21 protein-coding genes are annotated in these 21,867 nt (G+C 70.7%); 14 read left to right on the top strand and 7 right to left on the bottom strand.

Annotation, left to right across the window (positions count from 1 at the left end):
* Positions 1–30: 30 nt before the first annotated feature.
* A complete protein-coding gene (locus ACSHT8_RS14990) occupies positions 31–783 on the top strand; it encodes an SDR family NAD(P)-dependent oxidoreductase (RefSeq protein WP_436501652.1) in 753 nt (250 codons plus the stop codon).
* A gap of 156 nt (positions 784–939) precedes the next feature.
* On the opposite strand, the gene ACSHT8_RS14985 is transcribed toward ACSHT8_RS14990, so the two are convergent.
* On the bottom strand, positions 940–1,464 hold the full coding sequence (locus ACSHT8_RS14985) for a flavoprotein (protein WP_436502072.1): 525 nt from the start codon (positions 1,462–1,464) through the stop codon (positions 940–942).
* Positions 1,465–1,484: 20 nt separating this feature from the next.
* A complete protein-coding gene (locus ACSHT8_RS14980; protein WP_436501651.1) occupies positions 1,485–2,699 on the bottom strand; it encodes a helix-turn-helix domain-containing protein in 1,215 nt (404 codons plus the stop codon).
* 101 nt (positions 2,700–2,800) lie between these two features.
* Between ACSHT8_RS14980 and ACSHT8_RS14975 the strand changes: the two genes are divergently transcribed.
* From ACSHT8_RS14975 to ACSHT8_RS14950, 6 genes are all read left to right on the top strand, one after another.
* Positions 2,801–3,052, top strand: a complete 252-nt coding sequence (locus ACSHT8_RS14975; protein ID WP_436501650.1) for a hypothetical protein — start codon at positions 2,801–2,803, stop codon at positions 3,050–3,052.
* A 47-nt stretch (positions 3,053–3,099) separates the two neighbouring features.
* Positions 3,100–3,846 carry a Scr1 family TA system antitoxin-like transcriptional regulator gene (locus ACSHT8_RS14970; protein WP_436501649.1) on the top strand — a complete coding sequence of 249 codons (747 nt, stop codon included), beginning with the start codon at positions 3,100–3,102 and terminating at the stop codon, positions 3,844–3,846.
* Entirely contained in the window at positions 3,843–4,082 is a 240-nt protein-coding gene (locus ACSHT8_RS14965; protein ID WP_436501647.1) for a hypothetical protein, read from the top strand. Before ACSHT8_RS14970 ends, ACSHT8_RS14965 begins: the two co-directional genes overlap by 4 nt.
* A 131-nt stretch (positions 4,083–4,213) precedes the next feature.
* On the top strand, positions 4,214–4,411 hold the full coding sequence (locus tag ACSHT8_RS14960; RefSeq protein ID WP_436501645.1) for a hypothetical protein: 198 nt from the start codon (positions 4,214–4,216) through the stop codon (positions 4,409–4,411).
* On the top strand, positions 4,404–4,721 hold the full coding sequence (locus ACSHT8_RS14955; protein WP_436501643.1) for a hypothetical protein: 318 nt from the start codon (positions 4,404–4,406) through the stop codon (positions 4,719–4,721). Before ACSHT8_RS14960 ends, ACSHT8_RS14955 begins: the two co-directional genes overlap by 8 nt.
* Positions 4,722–4,985: 264 nt before the next feature.
* Entirely contained in the window at positions 4,986–6,017 is a 1,032-nt protein-coding gene (locus tag ACSHT8_RS14950) for a GDSL-type esterase/lipase family protein (RefSeq protein WP_436501641.1), read from the top strand.
* Here ACSHT8_RS14950 and ACSHT8_RS14945 read toward each other — a convergent pair.
* Positions 6,012–7,388, bottom strand: coding sequence for a type VII secretion protein EccE (locus tag ACSHT8_RS14945; RefSeq protein ID WP_436501639.1), 1,377 nt, complete (start codon positions 7,386–7,388; stop codon positions 6,012–6,014). The genes ACSHT8_RS14950 and ACSHT8_RS14945 overlap by 6 nt on opposite strands.
* A gap of 152 nt (positions 7,389–7,540) precedes the next feature.
* Here ACSHT8_RS14945 and ACSHT8_RS14940 point away from each other — a divergent pair, with 152 nt between their 5' ends.
* From ACSHT8_RS14940 to ACSHT8_RS14925, 4 genes are all read left to right on the top strand, one after another.
* Positions 7,541–9,781 (top strand): fibronectin type III domain-containing protein, encoded by a 2,241-nt coding sequence (locus ACSHT8_RS14940; protein WP_436501637.1) that lies wholly within the window; start codon positions 7,541–7,543, stop codon positions 9,779–9,781.
* On the top strand, positions 9,778–10,731 hold the full coding sequence (locus ACSHT8_RS14935) for an AAA family ATPase (protein ID WP_436501635.1): 954 nt from the start codon (positions 9,778–9,780) through the stop codon (positions 10,729–10,731). The genes ACSHT8_RS14940 and ACSHT8_RS14935 overlap by 4 nt, the downstream gene beginning before the upstream one ends.
* A gap of 2 nt (positions 10,732–10,733) precedes the next feature.
* Positions 10,734–11,816: a DUF58 domain-containing protein gene (locus ACSHT8_RS14930; protein ID WP_436501633.1), complete on the top strand. Its 1,083-nt coding sequence runs from the start codon at positions 10,734–10,736 to the stop codon at positions 11,814–11,816.
* Between the two features lie 138 nt (positions 11,817–11,954).
* On the top strand, positions 11,955–14,141 hold the full coding sequence (locus tag ACSHT8_RS14925) for a transglutaminaseTgpA domain-containing protein (RefSeq protein ID WP_436501631.1): 2,187 nt from the start codon (positions 11,955–11,957) through the stop codon (positions 14,139–14,141).
* 64 nt (positions 14,142–14,205) lie between these two features.
* On the opposite strand, the gene ACSHT8_RS14920 is transcribed toward ACSHT8_RS14925, so the two are convergent.
* The 3 genes from ACSHT8_RS14920 to ACSHT8_RS14910 are packed head-to-tail and all read right to left on the bottom strand — an operon-like array spanning position 14,206 to position 17,305.
* Positions 14,206–16,242: a protein kinase domain-containing protein gene (locus ACSHT8_RS14920; RefSeq protein ID WP_436501629.1), complete on the bottom strand. Its 2,037-nt coding sequence runs from the start codon at positions 16,240–16,242 to the stop codon at positions 14,206–14,208.
* A gap of 26 nt (positions 16,243–16,268) precedes the next feature.
* Positions 16,269–16,736: a hypothetical protein gene (locus tag ACSHT8_RS14915; protein ID WP_436501627.1), complete on the bottom strand. Its 468-nt coding sequence runs from the start codon at positions 16,734–16,736 to the stop codon at positions 16,269–16,271.
* Positions 16,733–17,305 carry a hypothetical protein gene (locus ACSHT8_RS14910; protein WP_436501626.1) on the bottom strand — a complete coding sequence of 191 codons (573 nt, stop codon included), beginning with the start codon at positions 17,303–17,305 and terminating at the stop codon, positions 16,733–16,735. Before ACSHT8_RS14910 ends, ACSHT8_RS14915 begins: the two co-directional genes overlap by 4 nt.
* Before the next feature lie 97 nt (positions 17,306–17,402).
* Between ACSHT8_RS14910 and eccD the strand changes: the two genes are divergently transcribed.
* Genes eccD through ACSHT8_RS14895 form a run of 3 tightly spaced genes read left to right on the top strand, consistent with a single transcriptional unit; the run spans position 17,403 to position 20,657 of the window.
* Positions 17,403–18,761, top strand: coding sequence for a type VII secretion integral membrane protein EccD (eccD, locus tag ACSHT8_RS14905; protein ID WP_436501624.1), 1,359 nt, complete (start codon positions 17,403–17,405; stop codon positions 18,759–18,761).
* Positions 18,761–20,140 (top strand): type VII secretion protein EccB, encoded by a 1,380-nt coding sequence (gene eccB / locus ACSHT8_RS14900; RefSeq protein WP_436501622.1) that lies wholly within the window; start codon positions 18,761–18,763, stop codon positions 20,138–20,140. Before eccD ends, eccB begins: the two co-directional genes overlap by 1 nt.
* A gap of 4 nt (positions 20,141–20,144) precedes the next feature.
* The gene (locus tag ACSHT8_RS14895; RefSeq protein WP_436501620.1) at positions 20,145–20,657 is read left to right on the top strand and encodes a GNAT family N-acetyltransferase; all 513 of its coding nucleotides are present in this window, start codon (positions 20,145–20,147) and stop codon (positions 20,655–20,657) included.
* A 52-nt stretch (positions 20,658–20,709) separates the two neighbouring features.
* Here the strand turns inward: ACSHT8_RS14895 and ACSHT8_RS14890 are convergent, their stop codons facing one another.
* Entirely contained in the window at positions 20,710–21,867 is a 1,158-nt protein-coding gene (locus tag ACSHT8_RS14890; RefSeq protein ID WP_436501618.1) for a hypothetical protein, read from the bottom strand.

The following is a 21,867-nucleotide window of genomic DNA, read 5'->3' as shown; positions in this document are numbered from 1 at the left end:
GTAGTTGATCCCCATCGGCGAAGGAAACCCATGACGCGCAACGTGATCGTCAGCGGCGGCGGCACCGGAATCGGGCGCGCGGTCGCCGCCCGGTTCGCCCAGGACGGTGACCAGGTCGTTCTCCTCGGCAGGCGGGCCGACGTGCTCGACAAGGCGGCCGCGGAGATCGCCGGACCCGGCCCCGCGCCGATCGCCGTCGCGGGCGACCTCGCCGACCCGGTCGACGTCGAGAAGATCACCGCGGAACTGGTCGACCGACTCGGCCACATCGACGTCCTGGTGGCGTCGGCGGGCGGCAACGCCACGTTCAACGCGCCCGCCGGGCTGTCCGGGGTGGCCGGGGTGGCGTGGAACTGGACGGAGAACTTCCGGCTCAACACCCTCACCGCCGTCCTGATCACCGAGGCGCTGCGTCCCCACCTGGCCGACAGCGCCCGGGTGCTGCTGATCAGCTCGATCGCGGCGTACCGCGGCTCGGGCTCCGGCTCGTACGCCGCGTCGAAGGCGGCGCTGCACCCGTACGCCTACGACCTGGCCTCAGCGCTGGGCGGGCGGGGGATCACGGTGAACGTGGTCGCGCCCGGGTACATCGCCGACACCGAGTTCTTCCAGGGCAAGCTCGCCGCCGAGCGGGAGAAGACGCTGATCTCGCAGACGCACACCGGCCGCGCGGGTACCCCGGCCGATGTCGCCGACACCACCCACTGGCTCGCCTCCGCGGCGGCGGGCCAGGTGACCGGCCAGATCATCCAGGTCAACGGCGGTGCCGAGCGCGGCCGCTGACGCGCGTGTCCGGAAGGAGGCCAAAGCCGCCTGACACGCACGGCTGTTGGCGTCACTGATGCGATCGTGTGAGTCAGTGCGGCTGGGTCTCCACTTTGGTGGTTGCGGCGCCGACCTGAATCGGCTGAAGCGGGTTCCGAGGGCGCGGGCGACCCGTCAGAGTTGGTCGCTGCGCGTTTTCGCCGCCGCCTGGAGTGCGGCGTGCCAGGGGAAGCTATCCATCACCTGGCCACCAGTCCTTGGTGGGTGCGGCACGAAACCGCCCTCACCCAGCAGCACAACGACCCCGGAGTCACGTAGTTCGGCGACGCTGCGTTGGAAGACGCGGTTTGCTGACAGTGCGGTGTTGACGAAAGGGAGTACCACGATCGGGACACCTAGACCGGTCAGTTCGGCGAGTTGGGTCAGGACGTAGGTATCGGCGATGCCGCCTGCCCACTTGTTGATCGTGTTGTAGGTGGCTGGAGCGACGACCACGGCTGTGGCCTTCGGCAGGGCTGGCTGGCCTGCACGTTGGTGACCGGTGCGGACGACGTGGCCGGTCAGAGCCTCCAGCGCATCAAGGGCGAGGAAGTGATCAACAGCAGACGGCGTCGCCAGGCACCACACGTCCCAGTCATCAGCCTGGGCAAGCTTGATCATGCGGTCGATGTGGTCGGCCGGACCAGCTCCGCAGATCATCAGGTACAGGACCGGTCTGGTCATGCGACGACTCCCGCTCGGTCGGCCATTTGCTTGACCAACTTAGCGGGCTCACCGGTGGTGTTGCGCAGCAGCGAGCGCAGTAGACCGTGAGCCAGCGGTCGGCAGCGGACTTCTTCTGGCGCGACTCGTTCGGCCTGTCCCAGCAGGCGGACGGCTTGGGGGTAGTTGCCCACACTGGTGTTGGCCTCGGTGAGGTCCAGCAGGAAGTTTGACTGGCGCTCGGCTGATAGGGCAGCGACCGCCGAGGGGTCGATGGTCGCTGCGAACTCCAGGGCTCGTCCGCCTTCATGGAGCCGTACCAGGGCGGATACCCGATGGATCAACGTGTTGGTCAGCCCGAAAAAAGTGTGGTGGGCGTTGTAGTGCGGCTCGAACCTCAGCGCCGCGACCATCGCCTCGTCATGCATCTCGCGAGCCGTCGCCGCGTCGTCCTGTCCGGCCGCGGTGATGGAGGCAGCCAGGAACAACATGCCGTACAGCGACAACAGCTCGGCCGCGTGGGTATCGGTCTCTCCACGCATCCGGTCGGCCATGTCCAGCAACGTCCTGATCGCTTGAGCTTCTTGCCGGGTGCTGGTCATGGCTCGGGCGACGCTGCGGGTGGCACGGGCGAGCGACCAGGTGTCATCCACGCTCATCGCGGTGAACATGGCGCGGTCGGCGGCCAACCAGGCGACGTCGTTGGCCTCGAACTTCAGCAGCATTGACGACGCCAGGCGGTAGGTCGTCACCAGCACTCGGTACGCCTCGACCTGGTCCCCGGCGGGTGCGGCCAGCACCGCGGCTTGGGCGTCCATCATCAGGTTCGGAAGGTGCCGCGCGACGACGGTGAATCGAGAGGACAGCCAAGCCAGATCGAGGTACTCAGCCTGCTTGCGGATACCTGTTAGGCCAACACTCTCGGCGCGATTGCCTGCCAAGCCGGGATAGGCGGCGAGCGCGGTGCGGATGGCCACTACCTCGGTGGTATCGACGCAATGTTCGGCGAGCTCGGCGTGGGCGGCATCAGTCAGAACGGCCGGGTCGATCGCCAGCGCTTCGGCCACTCGCTCGATCATCGGCAGGCGCACCAGCTCGCGTTCACCCGTCTCGATCTTGTCGAGCCACGAGGTTGAGCGGCCCACCATGTCAGCAAACTGCTTGCGGCTCAGGTTGCGGCGGCCACGCCAGTAGCGCACTCGATGACCAATGGGTTCAGCCGAGCCGTCCATATCGCACCCCCAACCTGCGGTGACCAGGTTCAGTCTAGCGGGCGACCGATCACACAATTTGTACAACTCGTCACTGACTGTTGCCCCTAGCGTCAGACGTCATGACGGTTTCCCCGCTCAACCCGCACAAGAACCGAATTGTCTGTATTGACGGCTTCCGCAGACCGCGAGGTATCGGTCTCTGGACCGCGCCTACCAGCGGTCACGTGGTCCTGGTGGCCCCGCCGGCCGAAGCCGCCTTGTTGACGCCGGAACAAGCCCGAGTGCTGAGCGACCGCTTGGAGGAGCTGGCGACCGTGGTCGAGCATCAGCACGTCGAGATCGGGCGCGCGGTCAAGGGGGGTCGGCCGTGACAGATCCCCGCAATCGACCCCTGCGCGGTGTCCTGATCGGTGCGGTCATGACGGGTTCGGCTGAGAAGGCCGGGCTGAGGCTGCGTGATATCGCCGAGGCCACCGGGTTCAACATCACCCGGCTGTGTCGCATGTTCAACGGCTACCGCCCGGTCCACCCGACCGACATCGCTGTGCTGTCCATGGTCTTCGGCTGGCCGGTCGGGCTACGGAACTACCTGGCCCGCTTGGCCACCGAAGCGCAGCTGTCCCACTGGCTGTTCGGACACGACGACGCCCACGCCACTGAGGTCGTCACGGTGCTGGAATCGTTCGCCCAGACCGTGACTGTCTACGCATCGTTGACCGTGCCACGAGCTCTGCGCGCATGCGCCTACGACAACCACGTCCGAACCGCGATGCCGAGGGACTCCTACGGCCCCATCCCGGAGCTCACGAGAGGACCGCGTCACGAGTTCTTCCTCGACGCCCACGTGCTGACCCGGCCCTGCATCCCGGAGAGTGTCCGCCAACAACAGCTCACCCACCTCTTGCGCCGCGCTGATGACGACAACTTGGTAGTGCGCATTGTGCCCGCCAACGCCCACCACGGCGGCCTGGAAGCCTTCCACGTGTTGCAGTCCAAGCGATTCGACTCCGTCGTGCACCTCCAGCAGCTCACCACCAGCCTGCTCCTCCAGCACCCAAACGACGTAACGGTCTACCGAACCTTCGCGCGAAAACTTCAGGCCGTCGCCTTCGACGCCATTGCCAGCCGAGACTTCATCACCGGCCTGTTGACGAGGCCGGTATGACGGAAGCAGATGCTCACTGGCGTGGCGACCTGACCCTCATCGGCGGACTCAGTACGGTCAACCGCGATCTGGCGCTGTACGTCATGCGCCTGCTCGACGTCGACGCCGAGCGAGCGCCGGAACCACCCGTGGCAGAGGAAGCCTCACTCGGGCACCGGATGGTCCGGCTGGGCCGTGCCATCCAGGCCCGCGCGGAGCGCCGCCAGCCGCAGGACGATCCGCCGCCGAGCCAATGACGCACATCCAGCCTTGGCAGGTCATCGCCGCGTGCGTCCCACTGGCCGTCCTGTTCGTTGGAGTCGGCGGGTGGTTGTTCCTCGACTGGCGGCGAACTGTCCAGCAAACCCGAATCGCGGCGAGGTTCGCCATGAAACACCACAAGCCCGACGGCGGACCTCCGGCAACCGCCCTCGTCTCCGTGGCGGAGCTGCTGGAGCGAGCTGCGGGCGAAGGCACCGGAATTCGACTGCACTGGACCGAAGTGGACACCGATCCACACGGCTACGCGATGTACCGCGAAGACGACTGGCCCACCGTTGTTCTGCCGAGGATTGTCGATGAGTGAACCCACCTCCGCCGTGAAGCAGCCCTGCGCCAAAGCGCCATTTCATCGGCTGTCCATCTTCCTCAGCATGGACTTCAGCACTGTCGTGTTGTTCCGACACAACTTCCACACCCGCCGACGCACCTGCATCTGGGGCGACAACCCGAGCGTCGCTCGGATGCAGGCCCAAGCACGCACCTACCTCGACAAGATCCCCGGCCTCGACCTGACCGACGTGGACTGGATGAACTCCGACGTACTGCTCGACGCGGTGAACCGGCCGAGGAACCGCCGACCCACGTATGGCGAGCTGGCGGGCGAGTACATCTGAGGGGAGCAGGGCGATGTACCGGCGTGATGAAAACGAGACCGCTGGTTACCTTGCGGTAACAAGACCCGGCGTGTCAGATTCTCCGCCAACCACCGGACCGGTGGCCTACGTCACTCGCGCGTCCCTGCGAAAACGCGCCGTTGACAGGAGCACACTGTCGTGTCCCAGTTCCGCCGCACTGTCGCCTGCGCTGTGCCGCTGGCTTTGGCCGCCGCTGTTTGCGCTGGTACGAGCCCTGCCGTCGCAAGTTCCTCGACCGCCATCGTGTCCCTTGGGGACAGTTTCATCTCCGGCGAGGCTGGGCGCTGGCAGGGCAACAGCCTGACCAACAGCGGCAGCCGCGACGGCACCGACCGGGCCTGGACCGGCGCCGGTTACGACCCCGCGAAGGTGTACGGGGCGACCGTCGCCAACGGGTGTCACCGGTCGGACTCCGCCGAGGTCAAGAGCGCCACCGGGACAACCCAGACGCTGATCGACCTGTCGTGTTCCGGCGCTACCACCAAGAACATCTTCCGCGCGTCCAACGGCGGCGTCGCCTTCCGCGGCGAGGCGCCGCAGGCTGACCGGCTCGCGGCGGTCGCGGCCACCCACGACGTCGAGGTGGTCGTGCTGTCGATCGGGGGCAACGACCTCGGGTTCGCCGACATCATCACCAAGTGCGCCACCGACTACATCGTCTGGTACTCCTACTGCCACGACGACCAGCAGCCCGTGGTCGACAGCAAGATCGACGCGGCGATGGCCGGGGTGGGCAAGTCGATCGACGAGGTGCGCGCGGTGATGTCCGGCGCGGGCTACGGCTCGTCGGACTACCGGATCGTGCTCCAGTCCTACCCGTCGCCGATTCCGCGTGGGTCCGAGAACCGTTACTACGAAAGCGGATGGAGCCGGGTGAACACCGGCGGCTGTCCATTCTGGAACCGTGACTCCGACTGGGCGCGCGACTCGCTCGTGCCGCAGCTGGCCAACCGGCTGAAGGGGGTGGCGGCGGCCAAGGGCGTGCAGTTCATGGACCTGCGGGATGTGTTGCAGGGGCGGGAGGTCTGCGCGAAGGCGAGCAAGCATGTCACCTCGACCGCGCCCGCGTCGGCGGCGACCAGCGAGTGGGCACGGTGGATCGACAGCCAGTCGACGCAGGGTGATGTCCAGGAATCCATGCACCCCAACTACTTCGGGCAGCGCGCGTTGGGCCGCTGTCTGACGTTGATGTATGCCAAGGCGTCTGGCAACTACAGCTGCCGCAACACGCCGGGTGCGGGCACGACGGGGATGTACCTGACCGCCGTCTCATGACCCCAGGGGCAGGGTGTCGGCCAGGCCGTGCGTGTGGTGGCCGTCGAGGCGGTTCAGGGTGATCCCGCGTTCCTGAGCCAGCCTGGTCAGCTCCTTGCCCGCCTCGGCGAGGGTCGCCTCACCCATCGTTGCGATGCGGACCGTGGCGTCCACCTCCGTGTCGCCGCGGTCCGGGAGGCGGCGCGCGGTGACGGAGACGGTGATCGACGCGCCGGGGGCGGCGGTGAGGAGCCAGCGCAGCAGTTGGGCGGCGACGTCCGGGGCGAGGTCGGCCCAGCCGTCCAGGCGGAAGGCCGCCTGGTGGATGGGGCCGCTGCGCCAGTGCTGCCAGTGTTCCCGCAGCTTCCCCCGGCCCGCGTTGGTGTGGGACAGGGCGGCGAGGGTGCCCAGGACCTCGGGCTCGGGGAGAGTCCGCGTCGGTAGCCCGGCGCGACGGAGCTGGCGGCGGACGCGGCGCAGTGCGTTTCCGAGGGCGAGCTGAACCTCGCTGTCGCGGTGGGTGTCGACGGTCCGCAGCGCCTGCAGCGCGACCCAGACCCGGGGTGGGCGGTCGCGTTTGACGCCCGCGTGGTGGACGACGCGGACCGCGAAGGCCAGCGACTGCTCGTCGGCGGGCGGCAGCATGGCGCCCGGGGTGGGGATGGCTTTGGTGAGGTCGCGGGCGGTGGACCGGGGTTGGAGGACCGCGATGAGCCCGGCGGCCTGGCTCAGCATGAACACCGGCTCGGCGTTGACCGTGGCCGTGATCCCGGTCGCCTCGGGGGCCAGGTGGCGCAACAGCGCGGGCCCCGCGTCGGCGGGCAGGTCCTCGGCGCGGCGGCGGACCAGGTAGGCGGTCCAGGCGATGGCCCACTCGTGCGGCCAGCGGCCGCGGATGCGTGTGACGGTCAGGGCCAGGAGCAGCAGGCAGCCGACCGTGACGGCCGTGATGACGTACCACGGCCTGCCGATGGCCAGCACCGCGGAGACGATGACGAGCTGCCAGCACATGATCCGCAGCGCGGTCGACCGGCTCGGTGAGCGCAAGCGTTCTGTGACGGGCTTTCGGCGGGGTGCGGGCCGGGGCTGGGCGGCGGGGACAGCGGTCCAGGCCGGTGCGGCGGTGGCTTGTCGCTGGTTGACCACTTGGGCGATGGTCTGCGCGGCGGGTAGGCGCACAGCCGCAGGCGCGGCTCGTTGGCTGACGGCGTGCGCGACAGGCAGGCGGACCGGTGCGGCCGACTGACGGGGTGCCTGCGCGGCGGGCTGGGCGGTCGCCTGGCCGATCGTGGGTGATGAGGGCAGGCGTACCGGGATCGGTGCGGCCTGTACGGGGACCGGTGCGGGCACGCCGAATTGGTCTACGGAGTGGGCTGCGCGGGGCTCGGTCACGCTGTCCAGCGTCGCGGGTGTTGATGAGATTTGGATGACAGTGGGACCGGATGGCAGGAACCGGCGAACCACCCCTGGATCCAGCCACTCCCTGTTACGGTGAACACTGCTGTTCATAATCAGTGCCGACCTGACCAGATCGCTGGGTGACCATGCCTTCGTCTCGCACCAACGCTGATTCACCGGTTTGGCGCAGCGTCTTCTCGCGCACCAGGATCATCGTCGCGCTGCTCGCGGCGGGCACGCTGGCGCTCGTCGGGGTGGCCGTGGCCGGGAAGACCTCGGCGACCCCGGCCCTGCAGTTCGTCCAGGTCGGCCACTGGGTCTACAACGGCGGCCTGCAGCAGGTCTTCCACGTCGACGGCACCACCAACCAGGTCGACGCGCGCGCCGACGTGCCCGGGGCGGAGCGCGGCAGCCAGGTCGTGCAGGGGCCGAACTCCGGCTATGTCGTCGGCCGGTCGCGGATCACCGTGTTCGGCAAGGCGACGCTGACCGTCGAGGACGCCATCGACGCGCCCGCCGACGAGCGGCCCGTGGCCGTCGAGGTCGTGGGCGGGCCGTACCTGGTCTACCGGTCGGCGGGGCGGATCGTGCGGCTGAGTTCGCCGCCCGCGACCGTCGTCGCCGGGGGCACGCTGGGCGGGCCGGTGGCCACCAGCGACGGGACGGTCTGGGTCCACCGCACCGACACCGGCGCGCTGTGCGAGCTGCCCGACGGCGTCGACCGGCTGGCCTGCCCCGCGCAGCTGCCCGCCGACCACCGCGGCGCGCTGGCGCTGGTCAAGGACAAGCCCGTGGTGCTTGACACCACCTCCGACACGCTGCACCTCGTCGGCGCCGACGGGTTCGGCGACAACATGCCCGTCGGCATCGACCTGCCCGCCTCCGCGCAGGTCGCCAACAGCGACGCCGACGGGCGCCTCGCCGTGTTCGACCCCGAGCGCAAGCGCATGCACCTCATCGACACCGCGGGTCTGACGAAGGACCGGCCCCCGGCCCGGCCCGTCACGGTCGACCTGCCCGCCGACGGCCGCTACGCCGGTCCGGTGGCCAGCGAGAAGACGATCGCGATCGTCGACGAGACCCGCAACGAGGTCATCACCTACGACGGCCAGGGCAAGAAGAAGTCCAGCACCAAGATGCCCGGTTCCGGCTCGCCGCGGCTGGCGCACGGTGAGGACAAGCAGATCTACGTCGACAGCCCGGACGGCTCGCACGTGCTGGTCGTGGACGTGAAGGACGGGTCGGTCAAGTCCGTCACCGTCGGCGGCGACGACGTGCCGAGCACCGACACCGGCCGCGACAAGCCCGCCCCGACGTCGACGCCGACGAGCACGACCGCGGGCAGCCCGCCGCCGTCGAGCGGCACGAGCACCCAGCAGCCCACCACGACAACCACGTCGAAACCGGCGCCCAAGCCCGCGCCGACCACGACCACCGCGCCGCGGTCGACCACAACCAGGCCCGCGCCGCCGCCGACCGTCCCCGCGACACCGCCCGGTGCGCCCGGCTCGGTCAACGCGGTACCCGGGGCGGGCTCGGCCGCGGTCACGTGGACCGCTGCCGCCGCGAACGGAGCGAGGGTCAACGGGTATGTGCTGTCGTGGCCGGGTGGGTCGATGACCGCGCCGGGCACGGCGACCAGCGCGACGGTCAACGGCCTGGCCAACGGCACGTCGTACGTGATCTCGGTCGCGGCCCGCAACGCGGCGGGCACCGGTCCCGCCGTCAGCGCCCGGCCGGTCGTCCCGCGCGCCCCGGCCGCGGCGCCGTCGGTGAAGATCGACGTCAGCCCCGGCGGGGTCGCGACGGTGTCGTGGACGCAGCCCAACCTGGCGGGCGGAACGCTCGTCACCTACCGCGTGAGCGCGACCGGTCAGGCCGACCGCGACGTGCAGACCGGGGTCACCCAGTACACGAACTACCCGACGCCGCTGACGGTCACCGTCCGCGCGATCACCCGGTTCGGCCCGGCCGGATCGCCGACGGTCGACGGCGCGCCCGGGTCGGCCACCCTCTCGCCGCCGCCCGCGGTGCCGGTCGTGCAGCTCACCCAGGTGCAGACGACCGGACCGGACTCGATCGCGGTCACCGTGAAGGTGACGACCAACGATCCGGCGACCACGTGCCGGGTCGGCATCGGGATGGAGAACGCGATCAAGGCCACAGCCACGTGCGTCGGCACCGTGACCATCCCGGTGCGGGGTATCTACCCTGGGCCCGCGGGGTTCCATCACGTGACGGTGGTCGCGACGAACGCGGCGGGGCCGAGCGACCCGCAGGTGTTCATCGGCGTGCCCGCGCCGCAGAAGTCCGGGGGCGGGGCCATCGTCCTGGTCGCCCCGCTCGCGCTCGCCTTGTCACGACGACGAAAGGGTCAAGACGCGTGACGCCCACACCCGGTGCCGCCTACGAGCTCATCGCCGACAACGTGCAGACGGTGATGCGGGGCAAGCCGGAGATCGTCCGGCTCGCCGTGGCCGCGTTCTTCGCCGAGGGGCACCTGCTGGTCGAGGACGTGCCCGGCGTCGGCAAGACGACGCTGGCCCGCTGCATCGCCGCCAGCGTCGGCGGCCGGTGGAACCGCATCCAGTTCACCCCGGACCTGCTGCCCGGCGACATCACCGGCGTGATGGTGTACCACCAGAACGCCGAGCGCTTCCAGTTCCACCCCGGCGGCATCTTCGCCAACGTGGTGCTCGCCGACGAGATCAACCGCGGCACGCCGAAGACGCAGGCCGCGCTGCTGGAGGTGATGGCCGAGCGGCGGGTCACGGTGGACTCGGTCAGCCATGACGTGCCGCGGCCGTTCTTCGTGGTGGCCACGCAGAACCCGATCGAGATGGAAGGCACCTACCGGCTGCCGGAGGCCCAGCTCGACCGGTTCCTCATGCGCCTGTCGGTCGGCTACCCGGACCACGCCGCCGAGATGCGGGTCGTGCTCGCGGACTGCGCCGGGGTGAGCCCGGACGAGCTGCGGCCGGTGGTCGACATCCCGACGGTCCAGCAGGTGATCGCCGAGGTCCGCCGGTCCCGGCTGGCGCCGGAGATCGTGGCGTACGCGGTCCGGCTCGCCGCGGCGAGCCGCAGCCACCCACTGGTCCGCTACGGCGCGAGTCCCCGCGGCAGCATCGCGCTGATCCGCGCCGCGCAGGCTTTGGCGGCCACTTATGGACGCGACTATGTGATCCCGGACGACGTCAAGGATGTGGCGCATCCCGTGCTGGGACACCGCCTGGTGCTCACCCCGGACGCCGAACTCAACCAGGGCACCGCCGCGCAGGTCGTCGACGAACTCCTCGCCGGCACGGCCGCGCCGGTCGCCGCCGCAAGGCGCTAGCGGTGCGGCTCACCCGCCGCGGCTGGACCGTCCTCGCCGCGGCCGTCGTGTGTTATGTCGTCGGCGAGGTCGCCGGGTTCGCGTGGTTCCGTTCGCTGGCCGGGGTTTGCGTCGCGTTCGTGGCGGTCGCGGTGGCGGCGACGCTGCGGCTGCCCCGGGTGGAGGTCAGCCGGACCGTCCACCCGGACCGAATCGAACGCGGCCGGCCCGCGTTGGCGACGCTGGTCGTGCGCAATCCGACCGGGCGGGCGCAGCGGGGGTGCGCGGCGGGGGATCGGGTTGGCGGTTCCGAACATCGGGTCCAGGTGCGACCGCTGGCGCCTGGGGCTTCGGCGGTTTACCACTATGAGCTGCCGACGCATGTTCGTGGTGTGTTGACGGTGGGGCCGCTGGTGTTGAACCGGGTGGACCCGTTCGGGCTGGCCCGGAGTGGGGTGACCACTGGGGGGACTACGACGCTGTGGGTCCATCCGCGTCGGCATGCCGCGCGAGCGCCGGTGGCCGGGCATCCTCGGCACCACCATGTCGGGCCGATTACGGATCCGCCGTTGCACGGGTCGGCGGATCTGCGGGTCGTGCGTGAGTATGTGGTGGGGGACGAGGTCCGGTACCTGCACTGGAAGGCGACGGCGCGGACTGGGCAGTTGATGATTCGGGAGTACGCGGATCCGGCTCAGCCTCGGTTCACGGTCGTGCTGGACACGCGGCCGTCGTCGATGGGGGCAGCGGAGTTTGAGGAGGCGGTGGAGGTCGCTGCTTCTTTGTTGTTCGCGGCTTCTACAGCGGGGCAGCACTGTTCGCTTTTGACGCCGTCGGGGTTGGACGTCGGCGGGATGCGGGTGGCGAAGGTGCTGCTGGACGCGCTTTGTGAGGTTTCGCAGGACGGGGTTGGGGAGTTGGTCGCGCGGCCGTTGGCGGGGCTGCGGCCTGGGGGGAGTGTTGTGGTGGTGACGGGTCGTGGGGTGGATCTGGGCGCGACTCGGGCTTGGCGACCGGACTCGGTGATTCGGGTGGGGGAGCTGGACGCGGTGGGGGTCTTGGGCCGGTGGAATGCGGTGAGCGGTGCTGTCCGCGACATCGGGTGAGCGGAGGTTCGCGCCGTCGGGGGCGGTCCCGTTCCTTGAGTTCGCTTTGCCTGTTCCCATCGCACGGCTGGTCCGGCTGTCCAGTCCCATCCGCTGTGCGTGCTCATCTGTGTGTTCTTGCCGGGAGTGGGGTGTTCGGTGACCGGCGGTGACAGTGGCGTCCTCAATCGGCTCGCGGTGGCGGGGGTGCTGGGGGCGGCGGGAGTGGCCGGGGTGATGTTCGCGCCGGTGTTCGGGCTTCCGGCGGTGTTGTTGCCGGTGCTGGTCGTCGTCCTGGTTGTCTACGGTTGTGTTGAGTTGTGCGAGCGGTTCCCTGTCCTCGGGGCGTTTCGGCCCGCCGTGGCGTTGTTCGGTGGCGTGCTTGGGCTGATCGAATCGGTGCTGTTCCCGACCACCATCGTCGGCTTGCCCACCGGGGAGTCGATCAGCGGCATCGTGAAGGGGCTGACCGAGGGCTGGCAGCTCACCTTGCAGTCCACCTGGCCCGCCCGGCCGGAGCCCGAGCTGGTGCTGTTCGTCCCGCTCGCGGTGTTGGTCGCGGCCGTTCTCGGGGTCGAGTTGTTGGTGCGGCTGAACAAGCCGTTGTTCGCGCTGGTGCCCGCGCTGGCGGTGGCCGGGTTGGCGCAGGCGTATCACGCGTTGCCGGGGGCTGTCGCCGCGTTGGCGGCGTTGGCGTTCGCTGTGCCCGCCGCGTTGGTGTTGTGGGCTGGGGGGCGAACCGCGTCGAAGTCGGGGCGGGTGTCGGTGATGGGGGCCTGGCTCGCGTTGCCGACGGTGGTGGCGGTGGGAGTTGGGGCGCTGGTGGTCGGTGGGCTGGATCCGGTGGGGCGGGATCCGTATCGGCTCAAGGATGGTTATTCGGCGCCGGTTCAGCGGAATCGGATCAGCAGTCCGCTGAACGAGATCGCCAGTCGGATGGCCGACCCGGATCACGAGGTGTTCCGCTACCGCAGCGATCGGGCGGTGGACCGGTGGGGGCTGGTCGTGCTGGACCGCTTCGACGGGGCGAACTGGTCCAGCGACGTGCGGCCGCGCCGGTTGGGCGTCCGCCTCGACGGGCCGACCGGCGGCGCGCGACGGGACGCCGAAGTGTGGGTCGACGACCTGCCCGCGCCATGGTTGCCGAGTCAGGCGATTCCGACCGGGGTGCAGGGCATCTCACCGCTGGTCGACCAGGACACGGGGACGCTGCTGCTCGACGGGGATGTCGAGCGGCCGCACTACCAGCTGAGCTGGGCCGTGCCCCAGACCGACCCCGATGCGCTCCTCGGCGCGGCGGTCGACACCAAGGCGCGGGGCGGGTTGGGGGACCTGGGGGCGGTGCCGCCGGACATCGCCGAGTTGGCGGGGCGGGCCGTGCAGGGGTTGCGGCCGAGTTTCCAGTCGGCGCTGGTGCTGGACCGGTTCCTGAGTACGAACTACCAGGCCGAGGTCGGCAAGGACCTGCCGACCGGGCACGGCTGGCCGCAGCTGCGCCACTTCCTGACCAAGTCGAAACGCGGCACCAGCGAACAGTTCGCGGCCGCCTACGTCGTGCTCGCCCGCCTCAACGGCATCCCGGCGCGGCTGGTGGTCGGGTTCCGCGGGTCCTCTCAGGACGGCGGGGAACACGTCGTGCGCAACGGTGACGTGCTGGCGTGGCCGGAGGTCGCGGTGGAAGGGGTCGGCTGGGTGCCGTTGGACCCCACGGGGTCGGCGGCCGCGGCGGGACCCGCTCGGCCGGACCTGGCCGGGGTCGCGGCGAAGGCGCGGGAGCAGCTGCCGACCGACAGTGAGCTGCGGCCGCCCAAATTGCCGGACCCTCCGCCGCCCGCGGCGGACTCGGCGGCCGGTGGGGTGACGTGGCCGCGGGCTGGCGTGATCGCGTCGCTGGTGGTCGGCGGGTCGCTGGTGTTGTGGCTGGTGGGGGTTCCGTCGGCCAAGGCGGTGCGGGCCCGCCGGCGTCGAAGGCGGGGCGGTGCCGACGGGGTCATCGGCGCGTGGGCCGAGGCGCGCGACCGGCTGCGGGCGCACGGGGTGCCGTATCGGGTGGGGATGACGACCCGGGATCTCGCCGAGTCGGCGGGTGAGGTGACCGGGGAACGGACGCGGCTGCCGATGGTTCGGCTGGCTCAGGTGCTGGATATGGCTCTGTGGTCGGGAATGCCTACCGCGGACAGCGCGGCGTCGCGGGCTTGGGATGAGGTGACTGTCGTGCGGGGGGCGCTGCGGTCGCGGGGGTGGCGGTCGCGGGTTTGGGCGGCGGTGGAGGTGCGGTCGCTGGTTCCGCCGCGCGAGGAGTCTCGCGGGCGTGGCGGGTGGCGGCGTTCGGATGCGGGGGCGTGAGTTCTGCGCGCGTGGCGGCGGGGGTCTCGCCGTTGGAGACTGCCTGCGCCGGACTCGCGGCGCTCTAGGGCTTGCAGCGGGCGCCGCGGATGGGCTGGGGGTCGCTGGTGTAGATGTGCTCGCCGTCGGTGGCTCGGACCTGGAAGCAGTAGCGGCGGCCGGGGTCGATGGGCAGGCGCATCGCGAGTTTGCGGTCGGCGACCACGATCGCGGTCTCCAGGTGCTCACCGGCGACGATGACCGCGAAGTCCAGGTCGCCCTCGGCGCTCCAGCTGAGCTGGACGTGGGTGCCTTCGTCGGTCGGGGTGGCCAGTTCTAGGCGGGCCTGGGGGACGGGGCTGACGGGGGTCGTGTCCGCGCGGGGTTGCTCGGTCATGGGGGCGGGCTGGGGGGCGGGGGTTTCCCGGGTGAGGGTGAACACGAGCGCCCCCGCCAGCGCCACGATGACGGTGCCCAGGGCGATGAGGATGCCGGTTTGGGGCAGGCGGCTGGGTTTGGTGGGGCCGTCCATGCGGACGAGGGTGCGGCCCGCGGGCGTGGCTGGGGTTGCCCAAGGGGCGGCTGACGGGAATTCGCGGGCGGCAGGCTGCGGGAGTTTGGCCACTGCCGAGTGCGCTGGGGATGCGGGTGCTGTTGGAGCAGAGGGGTTACGCGGGGCGGGCGCTGGGATTTCAGGCGGATTGGGTCCCGTTGTGGGCGCGAGGTGGTGCGCGGGTGTGGTGGGGGACTCGGGTGTGGGTTCGGGGTTGTGTGGGGCAGGCGCGAGGGGTTGGGGTGGGTTGATTGTCGTTGTGGGCGCGGGTGTGGTGGGGGACCCGAGTGTGGGTTGGGGTTCTGTTGCGGGCCGGGAGGTGTGCGGGGCCAGCGAGACGGGTTCGGATGGGTTGATTGCCGCGCCTGCCTCAGGTGTGGGCAGGGCACCCACAGCAGGCGGAAGCGATTCCGACGGTTGTGCCAGGGACTCGGGTACGGCCGGGTGGGTTTCAGCAGGGGGCGGGAACGTCGTCGGCGGGTGCGCGTTGGTGGCTGGGTTTTCGGGTGCGCAGGCGGATGTCGGGGACCCGGCTGGTGGCGCGGGGGCGAGGAAACTGGCCGGGGTACCCGTCACCTGGAGCGCGGGGACGCCCGACGGAACTGGTGAATGGTCGGAGGGCGTGGCGTAAGAGGCCCGCGCGGCCGGCGATCCTGGTCCCGGGAGGCGCATCGTGGGAGTGTCGAGGTCGAGGGCGCTGGTGATCGGCGGGGCAAGGTCGGCGAAGTCGTCGAAGTCGTAGTCCGGGGCGGGTTCCTCCGGCTCGGCAGGTGGAACCGCGGTGAGGTTCGCCAAGAGAGCGGCGACGTCCTCGGCGGTGCGGAAGCGGGCCGTGGGGTCCTTGGCCAGGAGCAGCCCGATCATGTCCCCCAACACGTCGGGAGCGCCCGGTACCCGGATCGGGGGAACGGGCTCGCGGAGCACCCGGAGAATCCGGTCCCCGTGCGCCTCCCCCGGATGGCGGGGAAACGGCGACGCCCCCGTCAACGCCGTGTAAAGCACCGCCCCCAGGCCATACAGGTCTGAAGACGTCGACACCGTCCCGTCGCGGAGGGTTTCCGGGGACATGTACTCCACCGCGTGCATCGGGTCGCGGGGGAAGCGTTCGCGCAGGGACAGGCCGAAGTCGGACAGGGTGACCTCGCCCGTCTGGCGGAACAGCACGTTGTGCGGGGTCACGCCGCCGTGGACCACGCCGACGCTGTGGGCGGCGGTCAGGGCCTCGGCCAGGGCGGTGGCGAGGACGATCACGTCGGGAGCCGCGAGGACGGCGCCCGGAGTGCTCAGCAGGCCCGCCAGGGAACCCTGGCACAGCTCCATCCACACCCCGGTCCGCCCGTCGGTGTGGTCGACCAGGCCGTCGATCGGAAGGATCGACCGGACGTGCCTGACCTGGTGCAGCGCCTTGCGTTCGCGGGCGAGCCACGCCGCGGTGTCGCGGTCGAGGCTGTCGGCGAACACCTTGACGGCGACGTCGGCGCCGGTGCTCGCCAGTCTGCCGACGTACACCGTGGCGACCGGGCCGGTGGCCAGCGGCCGGAGGTCGTGGACGGCTCCCGTGGTCTGCACCTCCCCATTGTCGCGTGCGGCCACGGTCACTTGAGTACCACGTCGAGGTACGCGCAGCCGGTGGACACCAGGGCGCGGACGCGGTCGAGCACGTCGCCGTCGATTTCGGTGGCGTGGTGGAGGGTGGGGGCGAGGTGGCCCCACTGCCACAGCTCGTAGGCCGCCGGGTCGAGGTAGGCGACGGGAGGCAGGCCGGGGACGCCGATGGCGTGGCGGTCCGGCGCCTCCACGGAGTTCCCGAGGCCGACGAGCAGGGGACGCAGCCGGTGGCGGGCGGTGAAGTCGCCGTCGGTCTCGGTCAGCAGGCCGCGGGTCATCAGTGTCTCGACGCGTTCGGTGACGCCCGCTCGTGCGGCCGCGTCGAAAATCTCCGCGGAGCTCGGGTAGGCGTGGACGAGCAGCCAGGTGCCGAACTCGTCCTCGGTGAGGTCGTGCCGGTCCCAGCCGACGCGCACCTGGTGGCGGCCGACGTAGTGGCCGAGGGGGAAGATCACGCCGCACCCACCCGCACATCGACGCACGCGGCGTTCATGGACAGCAGCGAGTGCAGGGAGTCGATGAGGCCCGCCAGCACCTCGCCGGGGTCGGTCGACGCCAGGGCGGCGGTCTCCTGGCAGGCCCGCCACAGGTCGGCGGACAGGGGCGACCACTCCCACAGGTCGGCGAGCGCGCCGGTCATGGCCAGCAGCGGGGTGTCGATCAGGCCGACCTCGTACATTCCCTCTGCGGTGTCGCCCAGCCCGAGCAGCAGCGGGATCAGCCGATGGCGTTCGGCGAATCCAACCGCGTCGGTCGGGTCGACCGCGGCCAGGAGACCGGCGGCGAGGAACCCGTCGATCACCGGATCGACGTCGGTCAGGCCGAGCCCGGCGGCGGCCGCCACGATCGCGGCGCGGTCCCACGGTCCGGTGTGGGCGGGGTCGGGGCTGCCGTGCGCCAGCGCCCACAGCGCGAAGTCCACATCGGACAGCTCGACGATGTCGGTGCCGCGGCGCACCTGTTGGACGCGGGTGCCGCCGAGGTGGAACGCGCCGAGGTTGTGGCCGATCGGTACGAGTAACACGGTCACCAGGCTAGGAACCGGGGCCGCGACCCGGCGGCGGGCGGCAGGTTCCTGCCTCACCCGACCGCGCGCGGCCCGCGCGCGTGAGGCTGGGGGCATGCAGACGACCGGACTGGTGCGGGTCACCGTGGCCACCCCGCAGCGGCGCGTCGACATGGCGCTGCCTGAGCACGCCGCCGTCGCCGAGATCCTCCCCGGGCTGCTCGCGCACGCGGGCGACCACCTGGCCGACGACGGCGGCGGCTGGCTGCTGCGCCGCACCGACGGCTCGGCCTTCGACCTCGACCGCACGCTCGGCGCGCACCGGGTGCGCGACGGGGAGATCCTGCACCTGGTGCCGCGCGGCACGGACTGGCCGGAGCTGGAGTACGACGACCTGGTCGACGCGATCGCCACCGGCTCCAGCCGCCGCGGCCGCGTCTGGGGACCTCGGCACACCCGGCTGGCCGGCCTGGCCGCGGGCGCGGCGGCGGTCATGCTCGGGCTGGTCGCGGTCCTGCGGGCCGGTCCGGACTGGTTCGGCCCGGCGACGTGGGCGCTCGGGGCGGCGGCGGTTCTGCTGTGCGCCGGGGTCGTGCTCGCTCGGGCCATAGGTGACGCGGGCGCCGGCGCGGTGGCCGCGGCGTGTGCGCTGCCGTTCGCGTTCGCGGGCGGGGGGCTGCTGCTGGCCGACGAGGCTGACTCGCTGAGCGCGGGACACCTCGTGCTCGCGGGGGCGGCGCTGACGCTGGCCGCGCTCGTCGGTTATCTCGGGGTGATCGCGTGGCCGGAGCTGTTCGCCGGATCCGTCACGGTCGGCGTGCTGGCGGTCGTCGGCGGGTGGATGACCACTTCGGACACCTTGGAGGCGCACGAGACCGCGGCCGTGGTCGCGGGAGTGCTGCTGGCGCTGTCGCCCGCGTTCGCGCCGATGGCGCTGCGGCTGAGCCGGGTGCCGATGCCGGTGCTGCCGCGCTCGACGGCCGACCTGGTCCGCGACGACCCGCAGCCGCCCGCCGCGCTGGTGCACGCGGCCGTCGCCCGCGCGGACGGTCTGCTGACCGGCATGCTCTCGGGGGCCGTGGTGGTCGCCGCGGCGTGCATGGTGCTGTTGGCGCGCAGTGACAGCGAGGCCGCGGTGGTGTTGCTGGTCGTGCTCGCGGCCGGGTTCCTGCTGCGGGCGCGGCTGTATCCGATCCTGCGTCAGCGGGTGCCGGTGCTGGTGGCGGGGATCTTCGGGCTTGGCGCTCTCGTCGTCGGGCCGCTGATGGCTGATCGAGGGGTGCCGCTGTTGCCGGTGCTGCTGGCCGTGGGCGCCGCCGCGACGGCCGCCGGGATCGTCTACAGCACCCGCAAACCCAATCCGTATGTGGCGCGGTTCGCCGAGTACGCGGAGATCCTGGTGTTGATCACGGTGGTGCCGGTGGCCTGTTCGGTGCTGGGGCTGTACGGGTACGTGCGCGGGCTGGGGGGCTGATGGCGTCCAAGAGGGACCAGCTGCAGGCGTACCAGTTCCTGGTGCAGCGGGCGATCTCGGCGTTGGTCACCCGGGAGACCGATCCGGAGCAGCCACCGTTTCGCAGGCCCGCTGGGGCGTCGTTCGCGAGTATCGCGGTGGCTGTGGTGGCGTTGGCTTGTGTCGGGGTTTACGGGCTGATCGTCCCAGGGGGGAATGTGGGATGGCGGTCCGGGGATTCGGTGATCGTCGAGAAGGAGACCGGGACGCGGTATGTGTATCTGGACGGGAGATTGCATCCGGTCACGAACTACACGTCGGCGTTGCTGTTGATCGGTGATCACGCGGAGACGCGATTGGTTTCGCGGGATTCACTTGTCGATGTGCCGCGCGGGCCGCGAATCGGGATCGCCGACGCGCCGGACGCGTTGCCTGGTGCTGATCGAGTGCTCAGCGGTGGCTGGTCTTTGTGCTCCACGCCCGCGGTTGACGCGGCGGGTGCTCGGGTTGAGGAGTCGACGCTGCTGGTGGGGGCATCGCCCGCGGGCGGGACCTTGTTGGGCGACTCGGCGTTGCTGGTCGAGTTGGCGGGGTCGGCGGACCGGTTTGTGGTTTGGCGGGGGTATCGGCACAAGATCGTCGATTACGCGGTGGTAGGGACTGGGCTCGCGCTGACCTCTGAGCCTTGGGCGAGGGTCAGCCAGGCTTGGCTGGATATGTTGCCCGAGGGTGCTCCCATTGGGCCTATCGCGTTGGCTGACTTCGGGGCGCCGTCGGTGGCTGTTCCCGGGCGTGGCGATTTGAAGGTCGGGTCTCTGCTGGCGGTCGGGACTTCTGGTGGGGAGACGCAGTACTACTTGGCGGAGAAAGAGGTTTTGCGGCCGCTGACCGCGTTGCAGTTCGATGTGCAGCGGGCTGTTCGGGGGAGCGGTCCGTTCCCGGTGACTCCGGCCGCGGCCGCGGCGGCTCGGCGGTTGGACCCGGCGGCTGGGCGGGCATCTGACGCCCCGGCTGCTCGGCCTCGGATCGCTTCGGTGCGGGATCGGGGAGTGGTGTGTGCGACGTTCTCTTCGGGGGACGTGGCTGTTGTGTTGGAGCCAGGGGTGCCTGGAGGGATGCGGACCGGGGGGCGGACGGAGCGAGGGGTTCCGTTGGCTGATCAGGTGTTTGTTCCGCCGGGCTGGGTGGCTGTGGTGGAGGCCATGCCTTCGGCGGAGTCGCGGTCGGGGACGTTGACTGTGGTGACGGATATGGGTCGGCGGTATCCGGTGGGGGCGTCGTCGGTTTTGAAGATGTTGGGGTATGAGGGGGTGCCGGTGGTTCGGTTGCCCGCATCGTTGGTGGCTCGGGTGCCGGAGGGGCCTGGGTTGGATCCGTTGGCGGCGTTGCGGCAGCCTTGACGGCATGACCTTGCTGCGTGGTGCCTCTGTCGTCCTCCGGCCCACGGTCCAGGACGACATCCAGGCGTTGGCCGCCATCCGCGCCACCCCTGAGGTGCGGGCGCGGTGGAACGGGGGAGACGACCTCGCCGCGGACATCGCGGCCGATCTGGCGGACCCTGACACCCGGTTCCTGACCATCGACCACCAGCAGCGAGTCGTCGGCATGATCCAGTGGCATGCCGAGGAGGATCCGGACTACCGGCACGCGGGCATCGACATGTTCTTGGATCCCGCCGTGCACAGCATGGGGCTGGGCACCGACGCCCTGCGGACCCTGGCCCGCCACCTCATCGACACCCACGGCTTTCACCGTCTGGTCATCGACCCCGCGGCCGACAACGCCGCGATGATCCGCTGCTGCGCCAAAGTCGGGTTCCGGCCGGTCGGCGTCCTGCGGCAGTACGAGCGTGGTTCAGACGGGACTTGGCACGATGGCCTCCTGATGGACCTGCTGGCCGACGAACTGGTGCGCTGACATGGAAGAAGCCGTGTGCGCCACAAGCGCACACGGCTTCCGTTGGTCTGGGTCAGCGCGCTCGGTGCGCTTGCTCGTCCATAGTGGACCAGGCGGTCGACGTGGCCGCGTCCAGGCGCCACTGCTCGTCCAGCAGGTCGATGGACGAAGGGTCCTCGTCCTGGGACTGGCGGCGGTTCAGGGTGGGATCGGACTTTCCGGAGCGGCCGCGCAGGTTGGCGGGGACGCCGTGCGGGGTGGGCTGCGGCTTCGCCTTGCGGGCTCGGTTGCGGGACCGGTCGTCGTTCGCCTGCTTCGGCCTGCCCGCGGCACCCGCGCCGCCCGCCATCGGGGGCATCATGGGGGAGCCGGTTCCGGCCCTGGACGCCGCCGTGCCCGCCGACCGGGCCAACGGGGTACCACCTGCCACAGTGGGGCGCGCGCCGACAGCGGGGGTTGGGCGGGCCGCGGTCAGGCCAGTGGCAACCGGCCAACGGCTGCCGACCGCGCCAATCCCACCGCCTCCGCCTGCGCCACCCAGGCCGGTCAAGTTGTTGACGCCGCTCAGTTCGGCGCCCGTCGTGGGGGCTACGGGGGTCAGGCCCGCCAGTGACGGGCCACCGCCCGTGAGCATGTCCGCCCCGGTGCCCATGGCCGACGTGAGGCTCGACAGGCTCGACAGCGCGTCCTTCGCGGTGTCCAACGCCGTCGCGGCGTCCTCGGCGTTGAAGTCGGGGATGACGTCCGCGGGCGACTGGATGCCCGCGGCGGTGCACACCTTCAGCATCGCGCCGTCGAAGTGGGCGCCCAGGGCGGTCATGGCGGCGCCCGCGGCCTGTTGGAACCCGGGGGCCGCGGGCGCGGTGAACGGGTTCGACAGGGCAGCCATGTATCCCTGGTAGAGGCCCGTCACGGCCTGGAACACCGGGGGGATCGCGGTGGACAGGGTGGTCAGGGTCTCGATGACCTGGGAGGCGTCGATTCGCTGGCCCCACATCTGGAGCTCGGCGAGCGTGCGTTCGACCTTGCCCTCGAATTCGCGCCCGGCCTCGTCCGGCCACTGGGGCAGCAGCTCGTAGGCGCGGGTGTGCAGCTCCAGCCTGGCCTGTTCGATCCACGCGCGGACCTCGGTCCACATGCGGGCCGCGTCGGCGAGGACGGGGACGTTGGCCTGTTCCGCCGAGATCATCGCCAGGTGGGCTTCGATCGGGATGGCGCCATAGGGGATCAC

It is taken from the genome of Actinokineospora sp. HUAS TT18, from assembly GCF_051364635.1.
In the GTDB taxonomy this organism is placed as follows: Bacteria; Actinomycetota; Actinomycetes; order Mycobacteriales; family Pseudonocardiaceae; genus Actinokineospora.
Note: the sequence above shows the minus strand (reverse complement) of the source record. Positions and strands in the feature narration are given on the sequence as shown.